Here is a 21,162-nt window from a genome sequence, read left to right on the forward strand (position 1 = left end):
TGTATTAACATGACGATAGATTCCTGCGGAATGCAAATAATATAGAGAAGGAGAGATGAAATCATGGAAGCATTATACACAGCATCAGCAACGGTACATGGTGGAAGAGACGGTTCAGTCGCTTCATCTGATGGGGTTTTGAAGCATAAGCTCAGTACGCCGAAGGAACTGGGTGGCGCAGGTGGAGAAGCTACGAATCCGGAGCAATTGTTTGCGGCAGGCTATGGTGCCTGCTATGAGAGCGCATTGGCTAATGTAGCCCGAAAGGCTAAGGTGAAGGTGGACAATGTTGAGGTCACCAGCCACGTATCTATCGGCAAGGACCCAAGCGATGGCGGCTTCCAGCTGGCGGTACGTCTGGATGTGAAAATACCTGGTATTGAACGCGCCCAGGCCGAAGATTTGGCACGCCAAGCACATGATTTTTGTCCATACTCCAAAGCAACACGCGGTAACATTGATGTCGAGCTCAATGTCATTTGACTGCATTTCTATAACTTTTACACTCTGGCCGCCGATTTATTGGCGGCTTTTGCACATAGATCTTGATTAGCTGAGATTCGCGACCATTTGACATCATCGCCAAAATTCATTAAGATGGCTTAGGTGATTCTGGTCATCAGGTACGAAACAAATTTGAAAAATACGGGTGATATGATGTCTTACAGACCGAATATTGTTAATTTCACGCTGGCTGGCAGCAACGAAAAAGAAGGGCTTTATGAGTTTAAAATGAGTTTGGCCGATGGAACGGAGTGCCGCGTTTTTTCTCAACGTAATCCGGAGTGGACCTTGACGAATATTAGTCGACTGCTAACGACGCCTTGCCCGGTATGCCATAAGGATTTTATCTGCAAGTGTATGGATAAGTTCCATGAGGAGTTTTTAGAGCAAATTAATACGAAACAGCTGTTTGAGAAAGCATTGAGCTAGTTTTTCGAACAGGTAAAGACTATACATTTCTAAACAAGCGTCGGATACTTTCGGCGTTTTTTTGTTTATATTCATATGATTGCGTTGCTGGTATTCATGCCGTTGATTTCTCTGGAGGTGAAATGCATTTATGAACCAGTCTGATCATGCCCATTCAGATCATTCCATTGTGTTGGTGGATGGGGTGTGCCATTTTTGTCAGGGAGCGGCACGCTTTATTATCAAGCGTGACCCTAAGGGAACATTTCATTTTGGTTCCCTGCAATCTGAGGCAGGACAAGAACTATTACGTGCAGGAGGACTATCTACAGATCAGCTGGATACGTTCGTGCTGATTGAAGACGGTACGTATTATACAAGGTCAACCGCAGCTTTACGAATTGCCAAACGTCTTCGTTTTCCATATCCGCTGGCCTATGTGTTCATCCTGGTTCCCCGCTTTGTGCGCAATGCCGTCTATAACTGGGTGGCGCGTAACCGATATCGTTGGTTTGGCAAGGATGAAGAGGATCAATGTCAGATCCCCCCACCAGAAATTAGACAACGATTTTTTTAGAGGTTGTTCAAAAAGTCGTCTTTCCATAACGAAGCTAATCAAGAAGCGGATTCGACGTCGAATCTTGAATTCAGCCGGGCCTTCCGTTGCTCACGTAGATCTGTCTACGCTCCGCTACTCAGTCCCTAGCTTCATCCAACCTTCTCGGTCCTGAAAAGCCGACTTTTTGAACACGCACTTTTAGTTGCTTTTTTAAGTTTCTTTTTTGGAGCGATGTCTACGAATTAGTAAGATCACAGCGAGCACGATCAGTATCAGGCTCGTAACAGCTACATACACGATATGTCGTACATTGGGTACGTTAACAGACAATTTTAGCTCGTTAGATTCCAAAGGAGCAATGTCCCAATATAGTGTTTTTCCGTCTTCCGACACACGGTCCGCATTATTGGTAGCAGGTTGGATGGGTAAGGATAGGCTGAAGTTAAGATCCAGCTGCCGCTCCAGTAATTTGCGCGCAAACACATTCATTTGCTCAAATTTGTCACTCAGTCCTTGAGCTTCTTTAGGAAGCATCCGTGGTAGATCGAGCTTCATGGTAAGATCAATATTCGTTGTGAAAAAATGTTGACTCACAGTACGCTTTATTTCTAATCCCTCAGGTAGATTTAATCCCTGACTGGGATTTTTTTTGTTTGTGCTCCAATCTCCTTGATAATGTCCCTTGATTTGATATCCCTTTCTTCCCTGTTCAGCTAGCGGCTGTACATCTACATTGTTGCTTTGAATACGCTTGACTAATCGATCTAGCAGCCCGGGATTGTCCAACATCATCAGTGTCTGGTTGTTTACACTGAACGTTGCATCCATATCTACACTTTGATCGAGATGAACATCTACATGGATGTCACCTCGAGCACAGGAAGTTAGGGCAAGCAGACAGCACACCAGCATAAAAATGAGCAGTATTTTTCGTATCCGAACTTGCCGACGTTTGTTCCGATAAGGGCTGTATCCTGTTGGCTCCATGACCTGCACCTCTTTATATGTATTCTTTGGTTTAATGACTGGATATCTTCTATATATTACACATTGGGAGAACGAAAATCGAACGGTATAACGAAATACATAAGAATTATATTTTATAAAATGTTTCCCTAGGTAAAAACTTTAGTGTATACTCTAAAATATAGTATTGATAAAAAATAATTGAATCAAGGAAATAGTTTGTCTTAAAACGAATATTCAAAGGAGGATTTTAAAACATGAACAAGCAGTTTAAGAAGGCTTTGCCGCGATGGGTAACGACGGTTGGAGTGTTGTCTCTAGCTCTAGTTCTAGCGACTGCATGTACCGATGCTAAGAAGAAGGAGCAGGGAACTGCGAGAGAGGCGGGACAAAAAATAAAGGCTACGGCTACCATCGGTATGATCTCTGACATTGTCGGCAAGGTCGGCGGTGATTATGTGGAGGTCACGGGAATTATGAAGTCAGGCGTTGACCCGCATTTGTACAAGGCTTCTCAGGGAGATATGCGCAAGCTGGATCAGGCCGACGTTATTTTTTATAACGGGTTGCATCTGGAAGGAAAAATGCAGGACATTCTGGAGAAAATCAGCAAGCAAAAACCCGTCATATCCGTGTCCAAAAACATCGCCCAGGATCACTTGCGTGCAGGTAGCCCGGAAATGGGATCTGAGCATGATCCACATATCTGGTTTAACGTACAGAATTGGATGTCTGCGGTAGAAACCGTCAGAGATGAATTGTCGGCGCTAGACGCTGTTCATGCGGAGGAATATAAGGCCAACGCAGAAAGCTATCTTACTGAGCTGCGAGAGCTGGATGATTACACGAGAGAGCAGATTGCCAGTATACCGGAAGCCCAGCGCGTGCTTGTCACGGCACATGATGCTTTCGGCTATTTCGGAGATGCCTACCACATTCAAGTGAGAGGACTTCAAGGTATGAGCACAGAATCAGAAGCGGGTTCTCAAGATGTGACCAAGCTGCGAGATTATCTGGTCGAACATAAAATCAAGGCTATATTCGTAGAATCTAGTGTTCCGAGAAAGGCCATAGATGCGGTTATTCAGGGGGCCGCTCAGCAAGGTCATATAATTAAGGTTGGTGGCGAGCTGTATTCGGATGCCATGGGTGAAGAGGGCACAGAAGATGGAACATATATTGGAATGGTCAAGCATAACGTTAATACGATTGTTAAAGCTCTTAAATAAGGAGGCAGAGATACATGGGGCATTCACCACTTGTCGTTCGTGATTTATCGGTAGCTTATCAAAAAAAGCCCGTTTTGTTCGATGTTTCCTTTGAGGTGCCGGAAGGCAAGCTGATTGGTATTATCGGTCCGAACGGGGCTGGGAAATCTACACTGATCAAGGCAGCGCTTGGACTGATTCCAAAGCTTAGGGGCGAGGTGCTGGTCTATGGCAAGCCCTACAAGCAACAGCTACTCAAGGTTGGCTATGTACCACAGCGGGAGTCGGTGGATTGGGATTTTCCGACGAACGCATTGGATGTGGTTATGATGGGACGGTATGGCAGATTGGGCTGGTTTAAGCGTCCGGGAGCAGCAGATCGTCAGGCTGCGATGGAGAGTTTGGACAAGGTTGGAATGAGCAAATATGCAGACAGGCAGATTAGTCAATTGTCTGGCGGTCAGCAACAACGTGTTTTTTTAGCCAGAGCACTTGCGCAGGATGCTCAGCTTTATTTTATGGATGAACCGTTTGTCGGTGTGGACGCTGCAACAGAAAAAGCCATTATTTCATTGCTCAACGATCTGAAACAGCAGGGTAAAACCGTGCTTGTCGTTCATCATGATTTATCTACGGTCACGGATTATTTTGACCAGGTTATGCTGTTGAACGGGCATCTGATGGCGTTTGGAGAGACGACAGATATTTTTACCGAGGAAAATCTGCAGCGTACGTATGGCGGACGTCTGAGTATACTCAAAACAGGCCCGGATTCCGGTACGATACTCGGAGTGAGGTGAGCAGTATGACAAGCTTGGCAACGCTTTTGACCGACCCAAACATGCAGTGGATTTTGCTGGGCTGCATTTTGCTCGGTTTAAGCAGCGGGGTGATTGGCAGTTTTATGTATTTGCGCAAGCAGTCGCTCATGGGAGATGCTTTGGCACATGCGGCTTTGCCGGGGGTATGTGTGGCTTTTATGATCACAGGTACAAAATCAGTGTTTGGATTTATGATTGGGGCCGCTATTGCGGGGATTGTTGCTACCTTTGCCATCAGTGCATTAACCCGGTATTCACGAATTAAAAGCGATTCCGCGATTGCAGCGGTGCTGTCGGTATTTTTTGGCTTCGGCATTATGTTGTTGACCGAAATTCAGCATAGTGGCGCAGGCAACCAAAGCGGATTGGATAAATTTCTATTTGGTCAAGCTGCGGCAATGGTATTGTCTGATGTCTATACGATGGCGGTAATTTCGGTGGTACTCATCGGAATATGTATATTATTTTTCAAGGAATTTAAGCTGCTCAGCTTTGATCCCGGCTTTGCCCGCGGACTTGGTTTTCCGGCAGGTTTGCTGGATAAGTTGTTGATGCTAATGATTGTCATTGCGGTGGTTGCTGGCATTCAGGCCGTGGGAGTCATTATGATGGCTGCCCTGCTGATTACCCCGGCCGTGTCGGCAAGATACTGGACAGAGAAGCTGGGTGTCATGGTATGCCTATCAGGCTTGTTTGGTGCTATAGCAGGCCTTGGTGGGACGGTCATTAGCTCTCTGGGACAAAATCTGCCTACAGGACCGTTATGCGTGTTGTGTGCGACTGTGGTGTTTGGAGTGAGCTTGATTTTTGCGCCGCAGCGCGGGATGATCTCCAAGGCTATCGTTCGGTTGAACGCCAGAAAAAATCTGGAGCAGACAGTCGGAACACAGCCAAGGGAGGAGCGTGCCCTATGAGTTCATTTTATGTAATTTTGACGGGAATGTTAGTGGCAGGGGGATGTAGTATCGTTGGGTGCTTTCTCGTGCTCCGAAAAATGGCTATGATCGGTGATGCAATCAGTCATGCGGTATTGCCGGGGATTGTCATTGCCTTTCTCATCAGCGGATCGAGGGATTCGGTGTGGATGATGTTTGGTGCGGCTGTGCTGGGTCTTCTAACGGTGTACCTGATTCAGCTATTCCAACAAAGCGGTCTGCAAAGTGATGCTGCCATTGGCGTGGTGTTTACGACATTGTTTGCTATCGGTGTTTTGCTGATCAGTGTGTTTGCTTCCAATGCCCATCTGGATATGGATCACGTTTTGTATGGGGAAATTGCTTATGTGCCGTGGAATACGTTAGAAATAGCCGGCTTCGATGTCGGTCCGAGGGCTGTGTGGATTACGGGCGCGATGTTTTTGATCAATTTGCTCGTGATAGGGGGCTTTTTCAAGCAATTTAAAATCACTTCCTTCGATCCCGCCTTGGCAGCTTCATTAGGCATTCCAGTTGTTTTATTTCATTATCTACTGATGAGTCTCGTCTCACTAACGACGGTGGCGTCATTTGAGAGCGTGGGTGCAATTCTGGTGGTTGGCATGCTCGTTGTACCGCCTCTTACCGCTTATTTGCTGACGGAGAAGTTGTCCCATATGATTGTATACAGCGTCGGATTTGGGGCGATCAGTTCGGTCGTAGGCTTTTACACAGCAAGTGTATTGGATGCTTCTATTGCAGCATGTATGCTGTGTGTATCGGGTGTGTTGCTGCTTTTAGCTTTTCTCTTTTCCCCGTCTCACGGTGTGGTATGGCAAAAGTTATTTCAACAACGGGGGATCGTTGGCGAAGATAGCAAGTGATTGTAGGAAGTGATCCCATATGAGTTACCCAAAATAGCGTGCATTCAGGCATAAGAGACCTGAATGCACGTTTTTTTGCGCTTATACTGCCCTGTGCGGCTTTTTTTGGGGCAAGCTTGATTGATCATCTTGAATTGATTGGGACACGGGAGTACATTCATTACAACCATATAAGAATGGACGGAACAAACAAGCGGCACGCTGTGGGGAGGAACGAAAGTGGAGAGCTTCAAACGTAAATCACCAGAGGAAATACTGGATTCGATTAACAAACTGCATCGAGGCAGACTCAAAATATACATGGGTGCGGTCAGTGGCTCGGGCAAGACGTATCATATGCTGCAGGAGGGACAATCGCTGCAGCATGAAGGTATTGATGTTGTGATTTGTGCGGTCTCAACCATGCAGCGGCCTGTGACCGTGGAACAGGTCGGCACGCTGGAGCGAGTGCCTAGTATTCATTGGATAAAAGATGGTGAGGAGCAAAAGGATCTGAATGTGGAAGCTTTGGTGGCACGAAATCCCGAGGTGGTACTGGTGGATCATTTGGCACATCATAACCGGAAAGACGCCCTATTTCCAACACGGCTGGAGGATATTCGGTATTTGCTGGAGCAGGGAATTAGCGTCATTACGACGGTCAATGTTTATGAACTCGAGGGAATTACGGAGTGGGTGTATCAGCTGACAGGCTTTGAAGCGGAATATACGGTTCCGGTTGATACACTGGAGCTGGCGGATGAAATTCGTCTGATTGATGCTACCCCGGAAATGATTTTGGAACGGCTGGCGAAAGGCTATATGCATACGCCCAATCCTGAGATGTTTCACCGGGGAAATCTGGGTAAATTGCGTGAGCTAGCCCTGCGATTGGTAGCAGAGGATGTGAACGATTCGCTGGAACGGCACCGGGAAGAGTTAGGCTTGCACGGGGCGTCTGGAGCCGCAGAGCGTATTTTGGTACCTGTCCAATATCATTGGAATGGGTCCATTTATGTACGTAGGGGGGAACAGGTCGCCAAGCGGTTGGGTGGAGATATGCTAGTGGTCTCCTTTGTCAGCTCGAAGCGCAAACTGTCCAAGGAATCAGCTGCCTTCAAGCGTTCAATTGAGAAATTGGCTGACAAGATCGGATCAACATTTGAAGAAATCCCGCTTTTTTCCCGCAGAAGGTTGCCTCGTCAACTGATTCATTATGCGGTGACGCACAATGTTACCCGAATTGTTATGGGGCATTCTCGGCAGACGCCGTGGCAGGAGCTGATGAAAGGATCGCTTGTGAACGGGATTTTAAAACGAATGAAAAATATGGATTTGCTGCTGATTGCGGACCGGGCCGAGCAGGAGGGTGAGCGGATTTTGCCAACAATGAGACAGGAGGAGGGAGATAACGATCCGTATCATCGTTTGAGCGTTGAGGAAGCACAGGCTGAGGCAGCCAAAATCCTGCGGGGCAAGCTCAAGGTATACATTGGCGCTGCTCCGGGGGTCGGCAAAACATACACGATGCTGAGAGAGGGGAATGATCTGCTGGAGAGTGGGATCGATGTAGTTATCGGATTGCTGGAAACGCACGGAAGAGCAGAAACACTGGCACAAGTAGGCTCTCTGAAGATGATACCCCGTCAGTCCATCGAGCGCCATGGCGCACACTTGGAAGAAATGGACACGGAATCCATTCTCAGGCGTAATCCCGAGGTGGTGCTTATTGATGAGCTGGCACATACCAACGTTCCCGGAAGTATGAGATCTAAGCGCTATGAGGATGTGCTTACCATTTTGGAACAAGGTATTTCTGTGATATCCACAATGAATGTACAGCATCTGGAGAGCTTGAATGATGCGGTAGAACAGATTACTGGTATACGAGTGAGAGAGACTGTTCCCGACCATATGATGCGTCTGGCCGATGAAGTACAGCTTGTTGATGTGGCTCCCAAATCGTTGCAGCAGCGTATGCGTGAGGGCAAAATATACGATCCTGCGAAGGTGGAACAGGCACTTAGCCATTTTTTTAAACTGGGCAATCTGATTGCGTTGCGTGAACTTGCTTTGCGGGAATTGGCAGATGACGTAGATGAGCGGCTGGAATCCTGGGATCGACACGAATCACTTCGGGGACCGTGGCGCAGGGAGGAAGTGATCTTCGTAGGCGTGACGCTAAGCGAAAATGCTGAAAGGCTGATTCGCCGCGGTTTTCGTATCGCCTTTCGTCTGAAGGCTGTGTGGATTGTGACTTATGTTCATGTCGGTGAGCGTATGCCCGAGAGACTGAACCCTCGTCTGGAACAACTAAAGTTGCTGACCCACCGACTGGGGGGAACCTTTGAGATACGGCTTGTTTCCAGCCGAAGCGAGATTGCCGACATTTTGATTGCTCCAGTGGAAGGATATTCAGGTACGCAGCTCATCGTGGGGCAGTCTTCCCGAAGTAGCCGTTGGGGGAAGGCTGCGGTTGTGCCGAGGATTCTCCGTCAAGCACGTCATATGGATGTTCTAATTGTGGCGGATTATGATCCGGATATTAAGCTGGAGGTAGATCGTTAATTCGCCCAGTAAATTCATAAATAGTCATATGATGGTTACCGATGGTTCGCTGCTTCCATAGTATATTCTATCTCAAAGAAATGGAGGCGAATTAAAAATGTTTAAACATTGTCATTTGCGTAAGCCAAAAAAACGTATCTTTAAGAAGATCATTAAGGTGACTGTCATTAAGTTTAAACCTAAATTTAAACATGATCACCGGAAACATGAAGATTTTGATAAGAAATGTCATTGCCGGAAACGTCGCCATCACCGCCATCATCGTCATCATGACTGTCATCGTCGTCACCACAAATTCTACTAAGATGAAGATGCTAGGAGGCGGGGCTAGACTGCCCGCCTTCTCCTAGTACGAGGATTTTGGAAGATACTTGCACAAAAAATACTTGCTCTAATATAAGCGCTATGCTATTCTACCAGTAAATAGATTGCACGTGACGGAAGCACCGTTCACCAACCGTATGTACTTACGGATGGATGAACGGTGCTTTTTTGCGTTGTTGTGTTAGGGAAAGGGATGAGCGTTATAGTTCCAGTGAAAGTGGTATTGGCCGTAGAAAGCCGGGATTATATTGAGCCGCTGCTGAATTATGTTCACGGAAGCGAGTACGCCAGAAGGCTGAGAATCACGGCTTTTTCGCAACCGGAGGCATTTCATCAATACATGATGGAAACCAGTGGAATGAAAAGACCGGATGTGGTGGTAGGTGAAGCGGCTTTTTTGAATCTATGGACAGACAGGGAAGCTGCTGATATTCCTTGTTTGGTATTGCATGAGGGAGAACAAGTGAGCGAATATGGACAGCCTTTATTAAAGTATCAGCCTTTATCTGAGCTGGTCGGTTTTATTTTGGAAACGGCTAGACAGAGGTCGAACGGTCGGAAAAGTGTAAACAGTCGGGAAGGTGGAATGATTATCGGCATCGTAGCAGCTTCCGGTGGACTAGGCAAGACAACGGCCGCACTCAATATGTCCAAACAGCTGGGGAATGAGGGATATTCGGTATTCTATCTGAATCTGGAGACGGTGGATTCAAGCTCGTTGTTCACTGGTTCAGGCAGTGCTAGCGGAGCAGAAGGAGAAGGGCTGTCCAGGCTGCTCTATGATCTCAAGGCGGAGGGGAGTGAGGACACTCCATTATCCATGGCTTCCTACTGTATTCGTCGCCCTGAAATTCAGGCGGATACTTTTCAGCCTGTCTATAATCGCAAGGAGCTGACGGACATGACTTGTGATGAAGCGAAAGAGCTGATTCGAACGGTTGCCGAAAGTGGGCAGTATGATGTAGTGATCGTAGATGGCGATTCTGAAAAAGGTGATCGGGCTCAAGCCGTGCTTGAAGCTAGTCATAAGCTGATTTGGCTGCTGGCAGACGATTTAATGAGCATGCACAAGTGCGGATTATGGCTGGATGTTTTAGAAACCACGCAGCCTGAAGGGCTTGAAGACATGATATGCAAAACCAGCTTTGTGGTGAACCGCTATATGGGAACTATGATCAACTCATTACCTCGTGACTTCATGGAGATAAACGGAGCGTTACCCTATATACCTTCATGGAAGCAGATGCAGCACCATGAGCTACTGCTTAGTTCACCGATTTATCAGCGGGAAATTCGTCATCTGTGCCACGAGCTGCTGAATGTGGACAGTGTAACACATCCGCCCGCCGTTTGGTCTTAAAAGGGGCTGATGAACATGAATGAGGAATGGTTTAAGGCATTGCGAGCAGATATCCGAAACGGGCTGGACGTAACGTCTTCGGTAAAGGATGCAGATCTGGTACGGCATATTGAAAATCGAATTTTACACGATGTAGAGCTGGTGGGCTTAACTTCCCGTGAGAAGCATGCACTCGTCCGCAAGATTTTTAACTCTTTCCGTGGGCTGGATGTACTCCAGCCATTGATTGATGACCCGACCGTTACGGAAATTATGATTAACAGTCACCGGGAAATTTTTGTGGAACGGGCTGGTGAAGTGATGCAGGTACCTGATCAATTTGAGTCCCGCGAGCGGCTGGAGGATTTAATCCAGACGATTGTAGCCGGGGTGAACCGAATTGTGAATGAGGCTTCCCCCATTGTGGATGCCCGGTTAAAGGATGGGTCACGCGTAAATATTGTGTTGCCTCCAGTTGCTCTCAAGGGTCCGACGATGACAATACGGAAGTTTCCCGAGCGTCCTATGACGATGGATGACTTGATACAAATGGGTGCGCTTGATGCAGAAACCGCTGCTATGCTCAAGGACTTGGTACGTAGCAAGTACAACATTTTTATAAGCGGAGGAACGGGGTCTGGTAAAACAACTTTTCTGAATGCATTATCCCAGTTTATCCCGTCGTCTGAACGGATTATTACCATTGAAGACTCAGCAGAGCTGCAAATTGTGACGGTCCCTAATCTAGTTTCCATGGAAACACGGAATGCGAACACCGAGGGGAAGGGAGAAATCACAATTCGTGATCTGATTCGTTCCTCCCTGCGTATGCGGCCCAACCGCATTGTGGTGGGTGAGGTCCGGGGAAGTGAGGCATTGGATATGCTTCAAGCGATGAATACAGGACACGATGGATCGTTGTCAACTGGGCATGCGAATAATATCCGCGATATGGTCAGCCGGCTGGAAACGATGGTGCTCGGAGGGGCAGAGCTTCCGCTTGGAGTAGTACGGCAGCAGATCAGCTCGGCCATTGATATATTCGTTCATCTGTCACGGATGCGCGACAAATCCAGACGAGTACTGGAAATTAGCGAAGTGATTGGTTTTGAAAATGGTGAGGTGACGCTTAATCCCCTTTATCGTTTTCAGGAACGAGGAGAAAGTAACGGGCGAATCGTAGGAGGTCTGGAACGTTGTGGCGAGGGTCTGCAACATACTTTGAAGCTGCAAATGGCCGGGATCAATCCGGAAAGCTGGCACAGGGGAGGAGTATCAGCGTGAAGCCAGGAAAAACGACTGCCAAGCAAGTATCACATGAGGTCCCTTCTCTGCCAGATTATACGGTGTATACATTATCGACAGTACAAAAAAGTCTGTGCATATTCTTTAGTGGCGTGCTGTTTGCGATGATCGGCTTTCTATTTTATCACCAATGGATATTATCGTTGCTGTGCGCTGCCGGGGCTGTGGTGACGCCTCGTTATTTTAGGCAATTTTTGCTGCAACGACGCAGGTCTGCTCTAAGCATCCAATTCAAGCAGGCGTTATATTCGCTCTCGTCTTCTCTTTCAGCGGGAAGGTCGGTGGAGAATGGTTTTCGTGAGGCTGTAGAGGATTTGAGATTGCTTAGCCCGGATGGAGATCACGACCTGATTTTTGAATTTAACATTATTACCGCCTGTCTCGAAATCGGACAGCCTGTAGAGGCTGCTTTGCAGGATTTGGCCCGTCGGGCGCAGATGGAGGATATTACGAATTTTGCGGACGTATTTGCGGCTTGCAAGCGAACCGGAGGTGATCTGGTGGAAGTCGTACGACGAGCTTCAAGTGTCATTGGTGAGAAGTTGGAAATTCAGCAGGAGATCGGTGTAATGATTGCGCAGAAACGTTTTGAATCGAGGGTTATGTTTGCAGCGCCTTTTTTGTTTGTATTGTTTATGACGATGACAGCGAGTGATTACATGATGCCCTTATACAGCGGTACAGGTATGATTTTATCAACCTTTTGTTTATTGGTGCTTGGTGGGTGTCTTGTGTGGATCAACCACATTATGAAGATTGAAGTGTAAGGAGAGATGGGTATGGTGATGTTGGTTTGTCTGGTCATGCTGGTTCTGCAAGTGGGAGGCTGGGTGGTGCTGAACCAGATGCATGGTGCTAAGTATGCGCATTTTCGCCATATGAAGCTGGAGGGACTGCGGCTGCAAAGACTTTCAGTCCCATTTGTACACATGATTCATGCTTCACGTGCTACTCACAGGCTGCCTTTGCTGATGTTCAAGCTCCAGCGTTCGGTGCAGAAGCTGTATGGTATGCGCAACAGCGGAGAAAAAACGATGCTTTTTCTGACAGAAATGTTGGGTTACGGATATATAATGGCTGCTGGTGGAGCTTTAATATCGCTTATGCTGGGCGGGGATGCGACCGGGCTGGTGCTCGGATTGGGACTTGGTATTCTGGTACCCATCGCGCTGATCAAGGATTTGCATGGGAAAGTACAGAAGCGGGATCAGCAAATTTTAATGGAATTGCCTGAACTGTTGAGTAAAATGATGCTTTTAGTAGGTGCAGGTGAGACGGTACAACGGGCATTGCTACATTGCGTGGAACGTAAAGGGGCGGATACGGAACATCCGTTGTATCGAGAACTGAGGCAGACGGTGGCGGAATGGGAAAGCGGCTATTCCTTTCAACAGGCATTTGAGCACCTGAGCAAACGTTGTGGTATTCAGGAAATGACAGTATTTACGACGACAGTTTTGTTGAATATGAGGCGCGGCGGGAGCGATTTCGTGATGGCTTTACGTGAGTTATCCCAGACGTTATGGGGCAAGCGGACTTCAATTAGCCGCACAAGAGGGGAGCAGGCTTCATCTAAGCTAGTATTCCCGATGGCGCTGATTTTGCTAACGGTAATTGTGCTGGTGGGCGCTCCGGCTTTAATGATGATGAATATGTAGGAGGAATACAACGATGATGATATTAGTAACAGGCAGTATTCGTAAGTTGTACAAGGATGAGGATGGTCTGGGTACGTTAGAAATGATCCTGATCATTGCCATTCTGATTGCGGTGGCAATTATTTTTAAGGATCAGATCAAGAAAATTGTAGAAGGGCTTTTGAAAAAGGCGGATAAAAAAAGTAACGATTTTATGGATTCATAATGCTGCGTAAATTAGCACAAAAAGAGGACGGGAGCTTCTCCTTGGAAGCTTCCCTCGTCTTTCCCATTCTACTGCTGGTCATTTTTGTGATGTTATTTTTTTGCCTGTACATATATCAAAAATCTATATTGGTGCAGGTCGCTGCTACTGCTTCGGAAAGGGCCGCTTACAGTTGGGATAACAGCTTCAAGGACCCACGTACGGGAGCATTTACACAAGGGCAACGGGATTCTCTCTATTGGCGCCTGAAGGATGATATTATGCTGGGAGCCCTGTTTGGCTGGACCGGAGCCAACAATCAGGAAAGTGTACAGGTTCCGGGCGGCAATGGGGGAGGCTCGTTACCTGCTCAGAAGCTGTCCAATGCAGAAAATAGAATGCCTGCGGGCATGCAGGGGCAGATGACATATGAGAACAGTATGATTCACCGTAAGGTGACCACAAAGTTAAATAAGATAGTGAGGGTACCTTTGTTGAATCAGTTTTTAGATCAGACAGATTTGCAAGGGGAAATGAGCTCTGGTGTGGTCGAACCTGTGGAATGGATTCGTACGGTGGAGTTGGTCCGTTATTATGGTGCGAAGTTTATGGGCAGAGGATCAGGTGAAAAGGTAGATTCGGCAGTTGTAGGGAAAGTACTGATGCAATATGGTCAAAACGGTCAGTGAGAAGTAAGTAACGGGAATGTAACTGGAAAGGAGGAAGCGGGTGTTTGGTAAGAGACACAACACAAAGGACGGGGAATCAGGTGCTGTCACGGTCTTTTTAATTCTGATTTTGGCGGTCATGTTCGGTTTTATTGCTGTATTTATTGATTACGCGAGAATTGCTGCATTGCATGTGCAGACCGAACGGCTGACCCATGCGGCGGTTCGTTCAGTGATGTCTGCTTATGATCCGATATTACAACAGGAGTACGGTTTGTTTGCTTATGGCGAAGGCGGCGGAGAACAAATTATGGTCAAAGTGCTGAATGACAGCGCGCGGCGTACCGCACGCGCAGAAACGCTACCGCTTATGAATATGAAGCTGGATTCTAGTTCCCTGCAAATGGAAAGGGAGCTTGGTAAATATGCCATATTTAACGAGCAGATCCGTGAAGAAATGAAGTATAAAGCACCTGTCGATTTTACGTTTGAAGTGCTCGAAAAGCTAAAGCCGCTCTCTCAAAATATGAAAGAGGCTTCTCATACGGTAGATTTGCTGAAAAGGCTGCAAAAGCTGTACGACAGACGAGAGGCCAAACTGGATGACATGCTGGAGAAGCAGCGTAAGGCAGGAGCTTATATGGAAGAGGTTCGCAAGCGGATTATTAAACAGAGGGGCACCTATATGCCCAATCAGTATATATGGGACCCGCTTGAGGTTGTGGCCGATATTGCCGCTCAGTATAAGCATTACGTACATGTATATGAAGACAATAAGAAAAGTGTGGACGACGTTAAAATCATGCAGATGGAAAAATATGCACGTAGAGCGAGGGCAGCGCTTGATCGCCTGCGTCAGATCATGGTTCAGGCTGGAGAAGAACATGATAAGCTGCTTCTGGAAGCCAAGGAACCGTTAAATGAGGCCCGACAGATTAATGAAGAGATGCGCAAAGTCATTGCCCAATATAAGCAGAGGGCGGCCAATGCAGGCTACGATGAGGTTTCAGCAGCCCCTACTCCCAGCGGAGCAGGCTTCAACGCAGATCCGTCGGTAGGAAGCGCACGGCAAAAAGCAGAGGATTTGTTGATTTCAGACAAGGAATTTGAGCAATGGGAAGCAGAAATCGAAAAGCAACGGACTTCTATAAATACTGCTAACAATAGAATAACGAGCATGATGCGTACCTTATCTTTTTATACAGATCCATTTTTGAATGCAGACATGCTCAAGCAAGAAGTCGCATCAACGCTCAAAGAGATAGATAAATACTTGAATGCGTATGCTTGGGCGGGACCTGCCAATGTACTCGACGGTGAAGTCAAAATGATGGATACGCGACGTGGACCGGACAAAGAACGCAAGAAAATGGAAAAAGAGGCGAAAAACAAGCTCAAACAAGCCTATCGGATCATTGAGGTTCTTTCCAAAGGTAAACAAAGTGCAGAACAATTCCAAAATCTGGAGCGGTATTACAATGAAAGTATTTCGTTTAACCAGTCTACATCCAGTCCATCTGTATCCGCTGATTTGCCCTATGACACCTATGATGCTGCGGGAGCTTCCATGGATAGTATGGATGGTCTATACGGGTCGGCATCCAATTTACTGACTCAACTGGGAGACGAGTTTTACCAGAATGAATACGCACTTTCTTACTTCCATCATGTGGATTTTAGCCGTTTTGGCAGTTTGGCCGGATCGGGTGGAAATGTGGGAAATGCTGCACAGATTTTGGGAGATCAGCTGGAGGTGAATAATCAGGAAGTTGAGTATATCCTGTATGGCTTCCATAATCCGACGGGTAATCTGGCATCCGCCTATGGAGAAATTTTTGCTATGAGACTTGCCATTCGAACAATGGAGGGATTGGTTAAAAACAGCTCAAAAGGTAATCCGCTGGTCGTTTTGGCGGCAGCTTTGTTATATGGAGTAGAAAAAGCGATAGAAGATATGATTATGCTGGCACAAAAGGGAGACGTGCCATTGTCTGATTTTCTGAAATTTCGAATGACATACAAGGATCATTTGCGATTGTTCCTGATGCTCCATAGCAATAATGAACGAAAAATGTCCCGTATGCTTGCTCTGATCCGCCTGAATACAGATGTCAATCCTGCTGAGCGGCAAACGTATGCAACGGGTGAGGTCAAGAATGGGATGAGGCTGTGGTTTCTACCTGGGGTAATGAAGATGCTCGGAACCGCCTCAAAAGAAGGCGAGAGTATTAAGGGAAGTGTGTACTATGTCACGAAAACAGCGCATTTTTCCTATTAATCGGTGTTTACGGAAAGTTTGTGGGCAGAAGCAATGTGAACAAGGAAGTATTGTTTTAGAAGCGTCACTGGTGTTGCCAATGTTTCTGTTTTTTATTATTTTTCTCATTTATATGGTTCAGATGACGCTGGTATCCACAGCCTTGCAGAACACCGCTTCAGAAGCGGTTAAGCAGGTTTCGACTAAAATTTACCCAGTTTCTGTAGCCGTGGAGGCGGCGTCCGCGAAAATAGATGCAGTCCGTGAACCGCTGGATGAATTGCCCAAGTTATCTGTGAGTGAATATGCAAGCCAATTCGCTGCCCAGTTGCCACCTCCAATTGGTGATTGGGTAGAAAGCGCTGTTCAGGGCGGTCAAAAGCCGATGGAGGAGCTGCGGGGGCGATTTACGGAAGCTGCACTCGATCCTGTTCTGAAGCCGATGCTAAAGCCTTTTATGGAGGAAAGCATTCTGGAGTATGACAGTATTCATATAACGAGTGTACATGTACCTGCTCTTACAGGAACTAAGGACCCTTATTTTAGAGTAGAGCTATCGTATGAACTGCCGATGAAGGTCCCCTTTTTGTATCGCAGCATTGTTCTTCAAGCGGCGGCAGAGGAACGTCTCTGGATTGGGGACACAGGGGAGGGGACAGGTACAGGAGAGGCAACAGCGGATAAGGATGCGCAGCATTCCATACAGTTGCTCGTCAAGCCTGAACCTGCTGTGAAGGGTGTGTACAATTTGATCAAGGCCAAGGTTGAGCCTGGGACGACTGCTAATCTTTCTGTACTTTATAAGTCGGGTGAAAGCACGGCCCAGCATTTGGGCTGGACCTCTGCCAATGCGGACGGGATTATTGAATGGAACTGGTTTGTGGGAACGAACACAACACCCGGTCAATGGAGCTTTGTGATTGAAACGGAGGACGGTCAATGTATAGAAGTTCCGTTTACCGTGGAAAAGCCAGCTGATGGATAGATAGAATCGACTCGACATAGACGGACAGGAATACCTACGATGGAAAGTGATTTGGTAGTCTGCTAGTTCTATTTTATAAAGGGGGAAGATCGCATTGACGTGGATGTATATTGTATGCGGAGTTCTGCTCGCGATTGCGTTAGTTACGGATTTACGTAGCATGAAAATCCCTAATAAGCTTACATTGCCCGGCATAGTGGTAGGCTTGGTGTTCAATACTTTGTTTGGAGGGTGGCACGGTTTTTTATTTGCTGTTGCTGGACTGGGTACCGGATTTGGGTTCATGCTGATTTTGTACTGGATGGGAGCTGTTGGTGCAGGAGATGTAAAGCTGTTCGGCTTGATTGGAGCATGGACAGGTGCTGCTTTTGCATGGCAGGCAGCTTTATATTCGATTTTTTTTGCAGGTATTATTGGCATAGGGATTTTGCTATGGAAGAGGGAAACCATCATGAGACTGCGGCGCGTGGCTTTTAATTTAGGAGGATTTTTTCTATTTCGCAGCGGCAAAGCGCTGACCAGTGGAAATGAAGCGCACCTCAGGTTTCCTTTTATGACGGCAGTCATTCCGGGAGCGATCAGTGCTTATCTTTACTTCTTGCCATGACATGTCCGCTGGGGGAGATCATGCTACCTCACGGAGATAGGAAATTGTTAAGGAGGTCATGAATTGTTTGGTTTAAGCAGGGATTTTGCCCGGAACGGCGGGACATTTATGATTCTAAACAAGGAAGACGGGCTCAAGACCGATGATTTAAATTCCGTACAGACCGGCATGATGACTGGTAATCGGATTCCCGGTCTGCTGGAACTTAGAATAAAGGAAGTCGATTTTCAGATAGAGTTACATTACGATATTTCGGGGCAACGCATGCTTTCCCAGTTATGGAAAGGTGGGAGCGTGTCGACTTCTGATTTCTACCGGATTCTTTTTGAAGTGGCAGATGCCCTCCATCGCAGCCCGCAATATATGTTAGATATCCGCCAGTTTATTTTGCACGAGGATTATATTTTTCTAAGTGGTTCAGGTACAAGGGAAACCGCCAGTTTAACCTATGTTCCTTTACGCAGTGTACAGTATGCAGGGCAAACAGGCAGTCAATTTAAGCAGATGGTTATTCGTTTAATGACTCGTGTGGCCCACCTTCAGGGAGAATATATACAACGCATACTCGATCTGTGTGATAGAAATGAATTTGAATTGGGATTGCTAAAGGAACTGCTATTGCAAGGAATGAAGGCTGGTACAGAGAGTGCTAGCGTGAAGGGAGAAAGTATGGAAGGGCGAGCTTTTTCATCAGCCGACCCTATCATATCTGCTCATACCTCACAGGGGAACTATACTGATCGTGGCGGAACATACGGGCAAGAGCATCGGGAGACTCTGCAGGAGATTCAGGAGCTTAAACGGATCAATCGGCTCAAACCGTTCGTGAAACCAGAGGAGAATTCTGAGCTTGTAACAGAAAACGAAGTAGAAGATGTGGAGCCTGGATTGCAAAAATATAAAACCTACATTACTCTCGGATGTCTGCTCGCTTCGGCCATCGTGTGGCGTTATATTTATCTGGATCATCCAGAGACGGTACCGTTGATCATTTCCGTGGTGCTGACCTTGGTACTTGCCGCTGTTGCTTATATAAGCTGGACGGGGAAATGGGAGCGCAATCGAGCTTCATCTCATATGTACAGCGATTCAGTACCTGTATTGGATTCGGAATGGTTAGGAACTACTTCTTCCTCAGCACAGCGGAAAAATGATCGTTATCAGGTAGATAAGCTGACCGGATTTGTAGCGGGACGTCATCATCAAGACAAGCAATCTTCCGATTCGAGTGATCAAGGGCAGGAGAGCTGGAGATGGACTCTTCCAAACTCAGAATCTAAAAGCGCGGGAAACCGAGTTACGGAAGATAGGGAGAACACTTCAGCAAACTATGACCTACACGAGCCATCGTGGAAAGGTGCGGGACGGGGAAATGAATTGGAAGCCAGTGATACCAGTGAGGCTTATTATAAGTCTCTCTCCGGGGTAACGGAGCTGCTAAATGCTGCATCTAAGCAGGAAACGATGCTGCTTCGTCCAGATCAAGAGATACAGATTTCACCTGTTCAGCAATCACCGATTGCTTGCCTGGATCGCAAGCCACCAGGTAGTGGAGGGACCGAGCGCATCCGGTTGCAGCCAGACCAATTCGTTGCAGGCAGCTTTATCATCGGGAGAGATCCGCAATTGGTCCAGTTTGTGGAGCATACGGATGGAGCTTCCCGTTCTCATATTGAGCTTTGCATAGTTACAGGAGAACATAGCCACATTGTTAAGGATTTATCCTCGACGAACGGAACTGCTCTGAATGGAGAGCCTATGGTGCCTTATAAGGAGTACATCCTGAATGAGGGAGACACTTTTAAAATTGCTGGAGTCTCTTATACTTATCGGTTGGACTCTTTTAAATCCTCCAATGCATCATAAATGAAGGTTATATGGATAGATGTCAAGAAGAGGCCTGTTATATTCAGGGCTTCTTCCTTTATGAATATTGGACTATTCATAGGAATAAAATGAGGCATCTTAAAAACTTGCAGTCTGCTCGATAGATTGTGTCTGACTTAAAAAATGAACCCTAAGCTGGTAGTGACACTACCTACCAGCCTGGAGTTCCTCTTTTTGAATTCAATGCTGTTTTTGGGAAGAATGGAGTTCCTTTAGAGCGTCCTTAAGTGAAGGATAGTTAAACTTAAATCCGTGCTCCAGCGCTTTGTGCGGGAGTACTTTTTGGCCATCCAAGACAAGGGTGCTCATCTCACCGAGCAGTTTTTGAACGAGAATGCCTGGAACGGGAAACCAATGCGGACGGTGGTATGCCTGAGCCACGGTTTTCCCAAACTGGTCGTTCGTCACTGGGTATGGTGAAGATGCGTTCACTGCCCCGACGATTTCCGTCGTATGGATGCAGTACGTGATCAGACGAACGATATCCTCAATATGAATCCAGCTCATCCATTGATGACCGCTGCCTATTTTGCCGCCGAATCCGAAGCTATAAGGTATCTTCATGAGTGGGAATGCCCCTTTTTTTCTGTCCAGCACAAGGCTAATGCGTAACTTAATTAAACGGGCATCAGAAGGGTAGGCATTGGCGGCTTCCTCCCATTGCTCAACCACCTGAGACAAAAAATCTTCCGAACGACGCGGGCTCGTTTCATCGAATGTTTCGGTCAGGGATGTACCATAGGCGGCAACAGCCGAAGCCTGAATGATTACTTTCGGTTTTTTTTGTAGAGCATTCAATGCTTGAGCCAACCGGGCAACAGATAGCAGTCGTGATTGAAGAATTCTTTGTTTGGACTTATCCGTCCAGCGCTGATTCAGCGTTTCGCCTGCTAAATTAACGACCGCATCTGTGCCTTCCAGTACTTCAGGCTTTTGTTTTAATTCGTTCCAACTCATATATTGCAAGCGGGGGCTCGCTTCGTGTCCTACCAGTGGCTTGCGGGTAACGACTTTCACGGTGTATCCGTCGTCTAGCAGGCTTTTGACCAGTGCACTCCCCACCAATCCAGTTCCTCCACATACGATGATGTTCATGGAGCCAGCTCTCCTTCCGATTCACAAAAAAATACATCTGTT

General features: G+C 46.9%; 20 protein-coding genes. 18 read left to right on the forward strand and 2 right to left on the reverse strand.

Translation table 11 applies throughout. The annotated features are described in order from the left end of the window. Positions 1-63: 63 nt before the first annotated feature. The 3 genes from ACM1ND_RS06935 (at position 64) to ACM1ND_RS06945 (ending at position 1,489) form a co-directional block, all read left to right on the forward strand. Positions 64-483 (forward strand): organic hydroperoxide resistance protein, encoded by a 420-nt coding sequence (locus tag ACM1ND_RS06935; RefSeq protein ID WP_013309264.1) that lies wholly within the window; start codon positions 64-66, stop codon positions 481-483. 123 nt (positions 484-606) lie between these two features. Beyond that, positions 607-933 carry a hypothetical protein gene (locus ACM1ND_RS06940; protein WP_025722703.1) on the forward strand — a complete coding sequence of 109 codons (327 nt, stop codon included), beginning with the start codon at positions 607-609 and terminating at the stop codon, positions 931-933. Between the two features lie 130 nt (positions 934-1,063). After that, a complete protein-coding gene (locus ACM1ND_RS06945; RefSeq protein ID WP_023987611.1) occupies positions 1,064-1,489 on the forward strand; it encodes a thiol-disulfide oxidoreductase DCC family protein in 426 nt (141 codons plus the stop codon). A 192-nt stretch (positions 1,490-1,681) separates the two neighbouring features. On the opposite strand, the gene ACM1ND_RS06950 is transcribed toward ACM1ND_RS06945, so the two are convergent. Further along, positions 1,682-2,458 carry a DUF3153 domain-containing protein gene (locus ACM1ND_RS06950; protein ID WP_418027380.1) on the reverse strand — a complete coding sequence of 259 codons (777 nt, stop codon included), beginning with the start codon at positions 2,456-2,458 and terminating at the stop codon, positions 1,682-1,684. A 236-nt stretch (positions 2,459-2,694) separates the two neighbouring features. Between ACM1ND_RS06950 and ACM1ND_RS06955 the strand changes: the two genes are divergently transcribed. The 15 genes from ACM1ND_RS06955 (at position 2,695) to ACM1ND_RS07025 (ending at position 20,004) form a co-directional block, all read left to right on the forward strand. Then, on the forward strand, positions 2,695-3,666 hold the full coding sequence (locus ACM1ND_RS06955) for a metal ABC transporter solute-binding protein, Zn/Mn family (RefSeq protein WP_053324903.1): 972 nt from the start codon (positions 2,695-2,697) through the stop codon (positions 3,664-3,666). Between the two features lie 14 nt (positions 3,667-3,680). Then, positions 3,681-4,445 carry a metal ABC transporter ATP-binding protein gene (locus ACM1ND_RS06960; RefSeq protein ID WP_023987614.1) on the forward strand — a complete coding sequence of 255 codons (765 nt, stop codon included), beginning with the start codon at positions 3,681-3,683 and terminating at the stop codon, positions 4,443-4,445. 5 nt (positions 4,446-4,450) lie between these two features. Beyond that, positions 4,451-5,380: a metal ABC transporter permease gene (locus tag ACM1ND_RS06965; RefSeq protein ID WP_023987615.1), complete on the forward strand. Its 930-nt coding sequence runs from the start codon at positions 4,451-4,453 to the stop codon at positions 5,378-5,380. Next, entirely contained in the window at positions 5,377-6,264 is an 888-nt protein-coding gene (locus ACM1ND_RS06970; RefSeq protein WP_023987616.1) for a metal ABC transporter permease, read from the forward strand. Before ACM1ND_RS06965 ends, ACM1ND_RS06970 begins: the two co-directional genes overlap by 4 nt. A 219-nt stretch (positions 6,265-6,483) precedes the next feature. Further along, positions 6,484-8,811: a histidine kinase gene (locus ACM1ND_RS06975; protein ID WP_028543032.1), complete on the forward strand. Its 2,328-nt coding sequence runs from the start codon at positions 6,484-6,486 to the stop codon at positions 8,809-8,811. A gap of 517 nt (positions 8,812-9,328) precedes the next feature. After that, entirely contained in the window at positions 9,329-10,495 is a 1,167-nt protein-coding gene (locus ACM1ND_RS06980; protein WP_160789642.1) for a ParA family protein, read from the forward strand. A 15-nt stretch (positions 10,496-10,510) separates the two neighbouring features. After that, on the forward strand, positions 10,511-11,758 hold the full coding sequence (locus ACM1ND_RS06985) for a CpaF family protein (protein ID WP_028543030.1): 1,248 nt from the start codon (positions 10,511-10,513) through the stop codon (positions 11,756-11,758). Further along, positions 11,755-12,546 carry a type II secretion system F family protein gene (locus ACM1ND_RS06990; protein ID WP_028543029.1) on the forward strand — a complete coding sequence of 264 codons (792 nt, stop codon included), beginning with the start codon at positions 11,755-11,757 and terminating at the stop codon, positions 12,544-12,546. Before ACM1ND_RS06985 ends, ACM1ND_RS06990 begins: the two co-directional genes overlap by 4 nt. Positions 12,547-12,558: 12 nt before the next feature. Then, on the forward strand, positions 12,559-13,437 hold the full coding sequence (locus tag ACM1ND_RS06995; protein ID WP_028543028.1) for a type II secretion system F family protein: 879 nt from the start codon (positions 12,559-12,561) through the stop codon (positions 13,435-13,437). Positions 13,438-13,450: 13 nt separating this feature from the next. Continuing rightward, a complete protein-coding gene (locus tag ACM1ND_RS07000) occupies positions 13,451-13,642 on the forward strand; it encodes a Flp1 family type IVb pilin (protein ID WP_023987623.1) in 192 nt (63 codons plus the stop codon). Next, positions 13,642-14,310, forward strand: coding sequence for a TadE family protein (locus ACM1ND_RS07005; protein ID WP_028543027.1), 669 nt, complete (start codon positions 13,642-13,644; stop codon positions 14,308-14,310). The genes ACM1ND_RS07000 and ACM1ND_RS07005 overlap by 1 nt, the downstream gene beginning before the upstream one ends. 40 nt (positions 14,311-14,350) lie before the next feature. Further along, positions 14,351-16,567: a hypothetical protein gene (locus ACM1ND_RS07010; RefSeq protein WP_418027385.1), complete on the forward strand. Its 2,217-nt coding sequence runs from the start codon at positions 14,351-14,353 to the stop codon at positions 16,565-16,567. Further along, entirely contained in the window at positions 16,536-17,531 is a 996-nt protein-coding gene (locus ACM1ND_RS07015; RefSeq protein ID WP_418027387.1) for a TadE/TadG family type IV pilus assembly protein, read from the forward strand. Before ACM1ND_RS07010 ends, ACM1ND_RS07015 begins: the two co-directional genes overlap by 32 nt. A gap of 94 nt (positions 17,532-17,625) precedes the next feature. Next, on the forward strand, positions 17,626-18,138 hold the full coding sequence (locus ACM1ND_RS07020; RefSeq protein WP_076264355.1) for an A24 family peptidase: 513 nt from the start codon (positions 17,626-17,628) through the stop codon (positions 18,136-18,138). 63 nt (positions 18,139-18,201) lie between these two features. Then, a complete protein-coding gene (locus tag ACM1ND_RS07025; RefSeq protein WP_418027389.1) occupies positions 18,202-20,004 on the forward strand; it encodes a DUF6382 domain-containing protein in 1,803 nt (600 codons plus the stop codon). A 201-nt stretch (positions 20,005-20,205) separates the two neighbouring features. Here ACM1ND_RS07025 and ACM1ND_RS07030 read toward each other — a convergent pair whose 3' ends face one another. Next, positions 20,206-21,120: a TIGR01777 family oxidoreductase gene (locus ACM1ND_RS07030; protein WP_340981466.1), complete on the reverse strand. Its 915-nt coding sequence runs from the start codon at positions 21,118-21,120 to the stop codon at positions 20,206-20,208. Positions 21,121-21,162: the final 42 nt, after the last annotated feature.

The sequence above is a fragment of the Paenibacillus sp. JJ1722 genome (genome assembly GCF_048282685.1).
Lineage (GTDB): Bacteria > Bacillota > Bacilli > Paenibacillales > Paenibacillaceae > Paenibacillus > Paenibacillus polymyxa_B.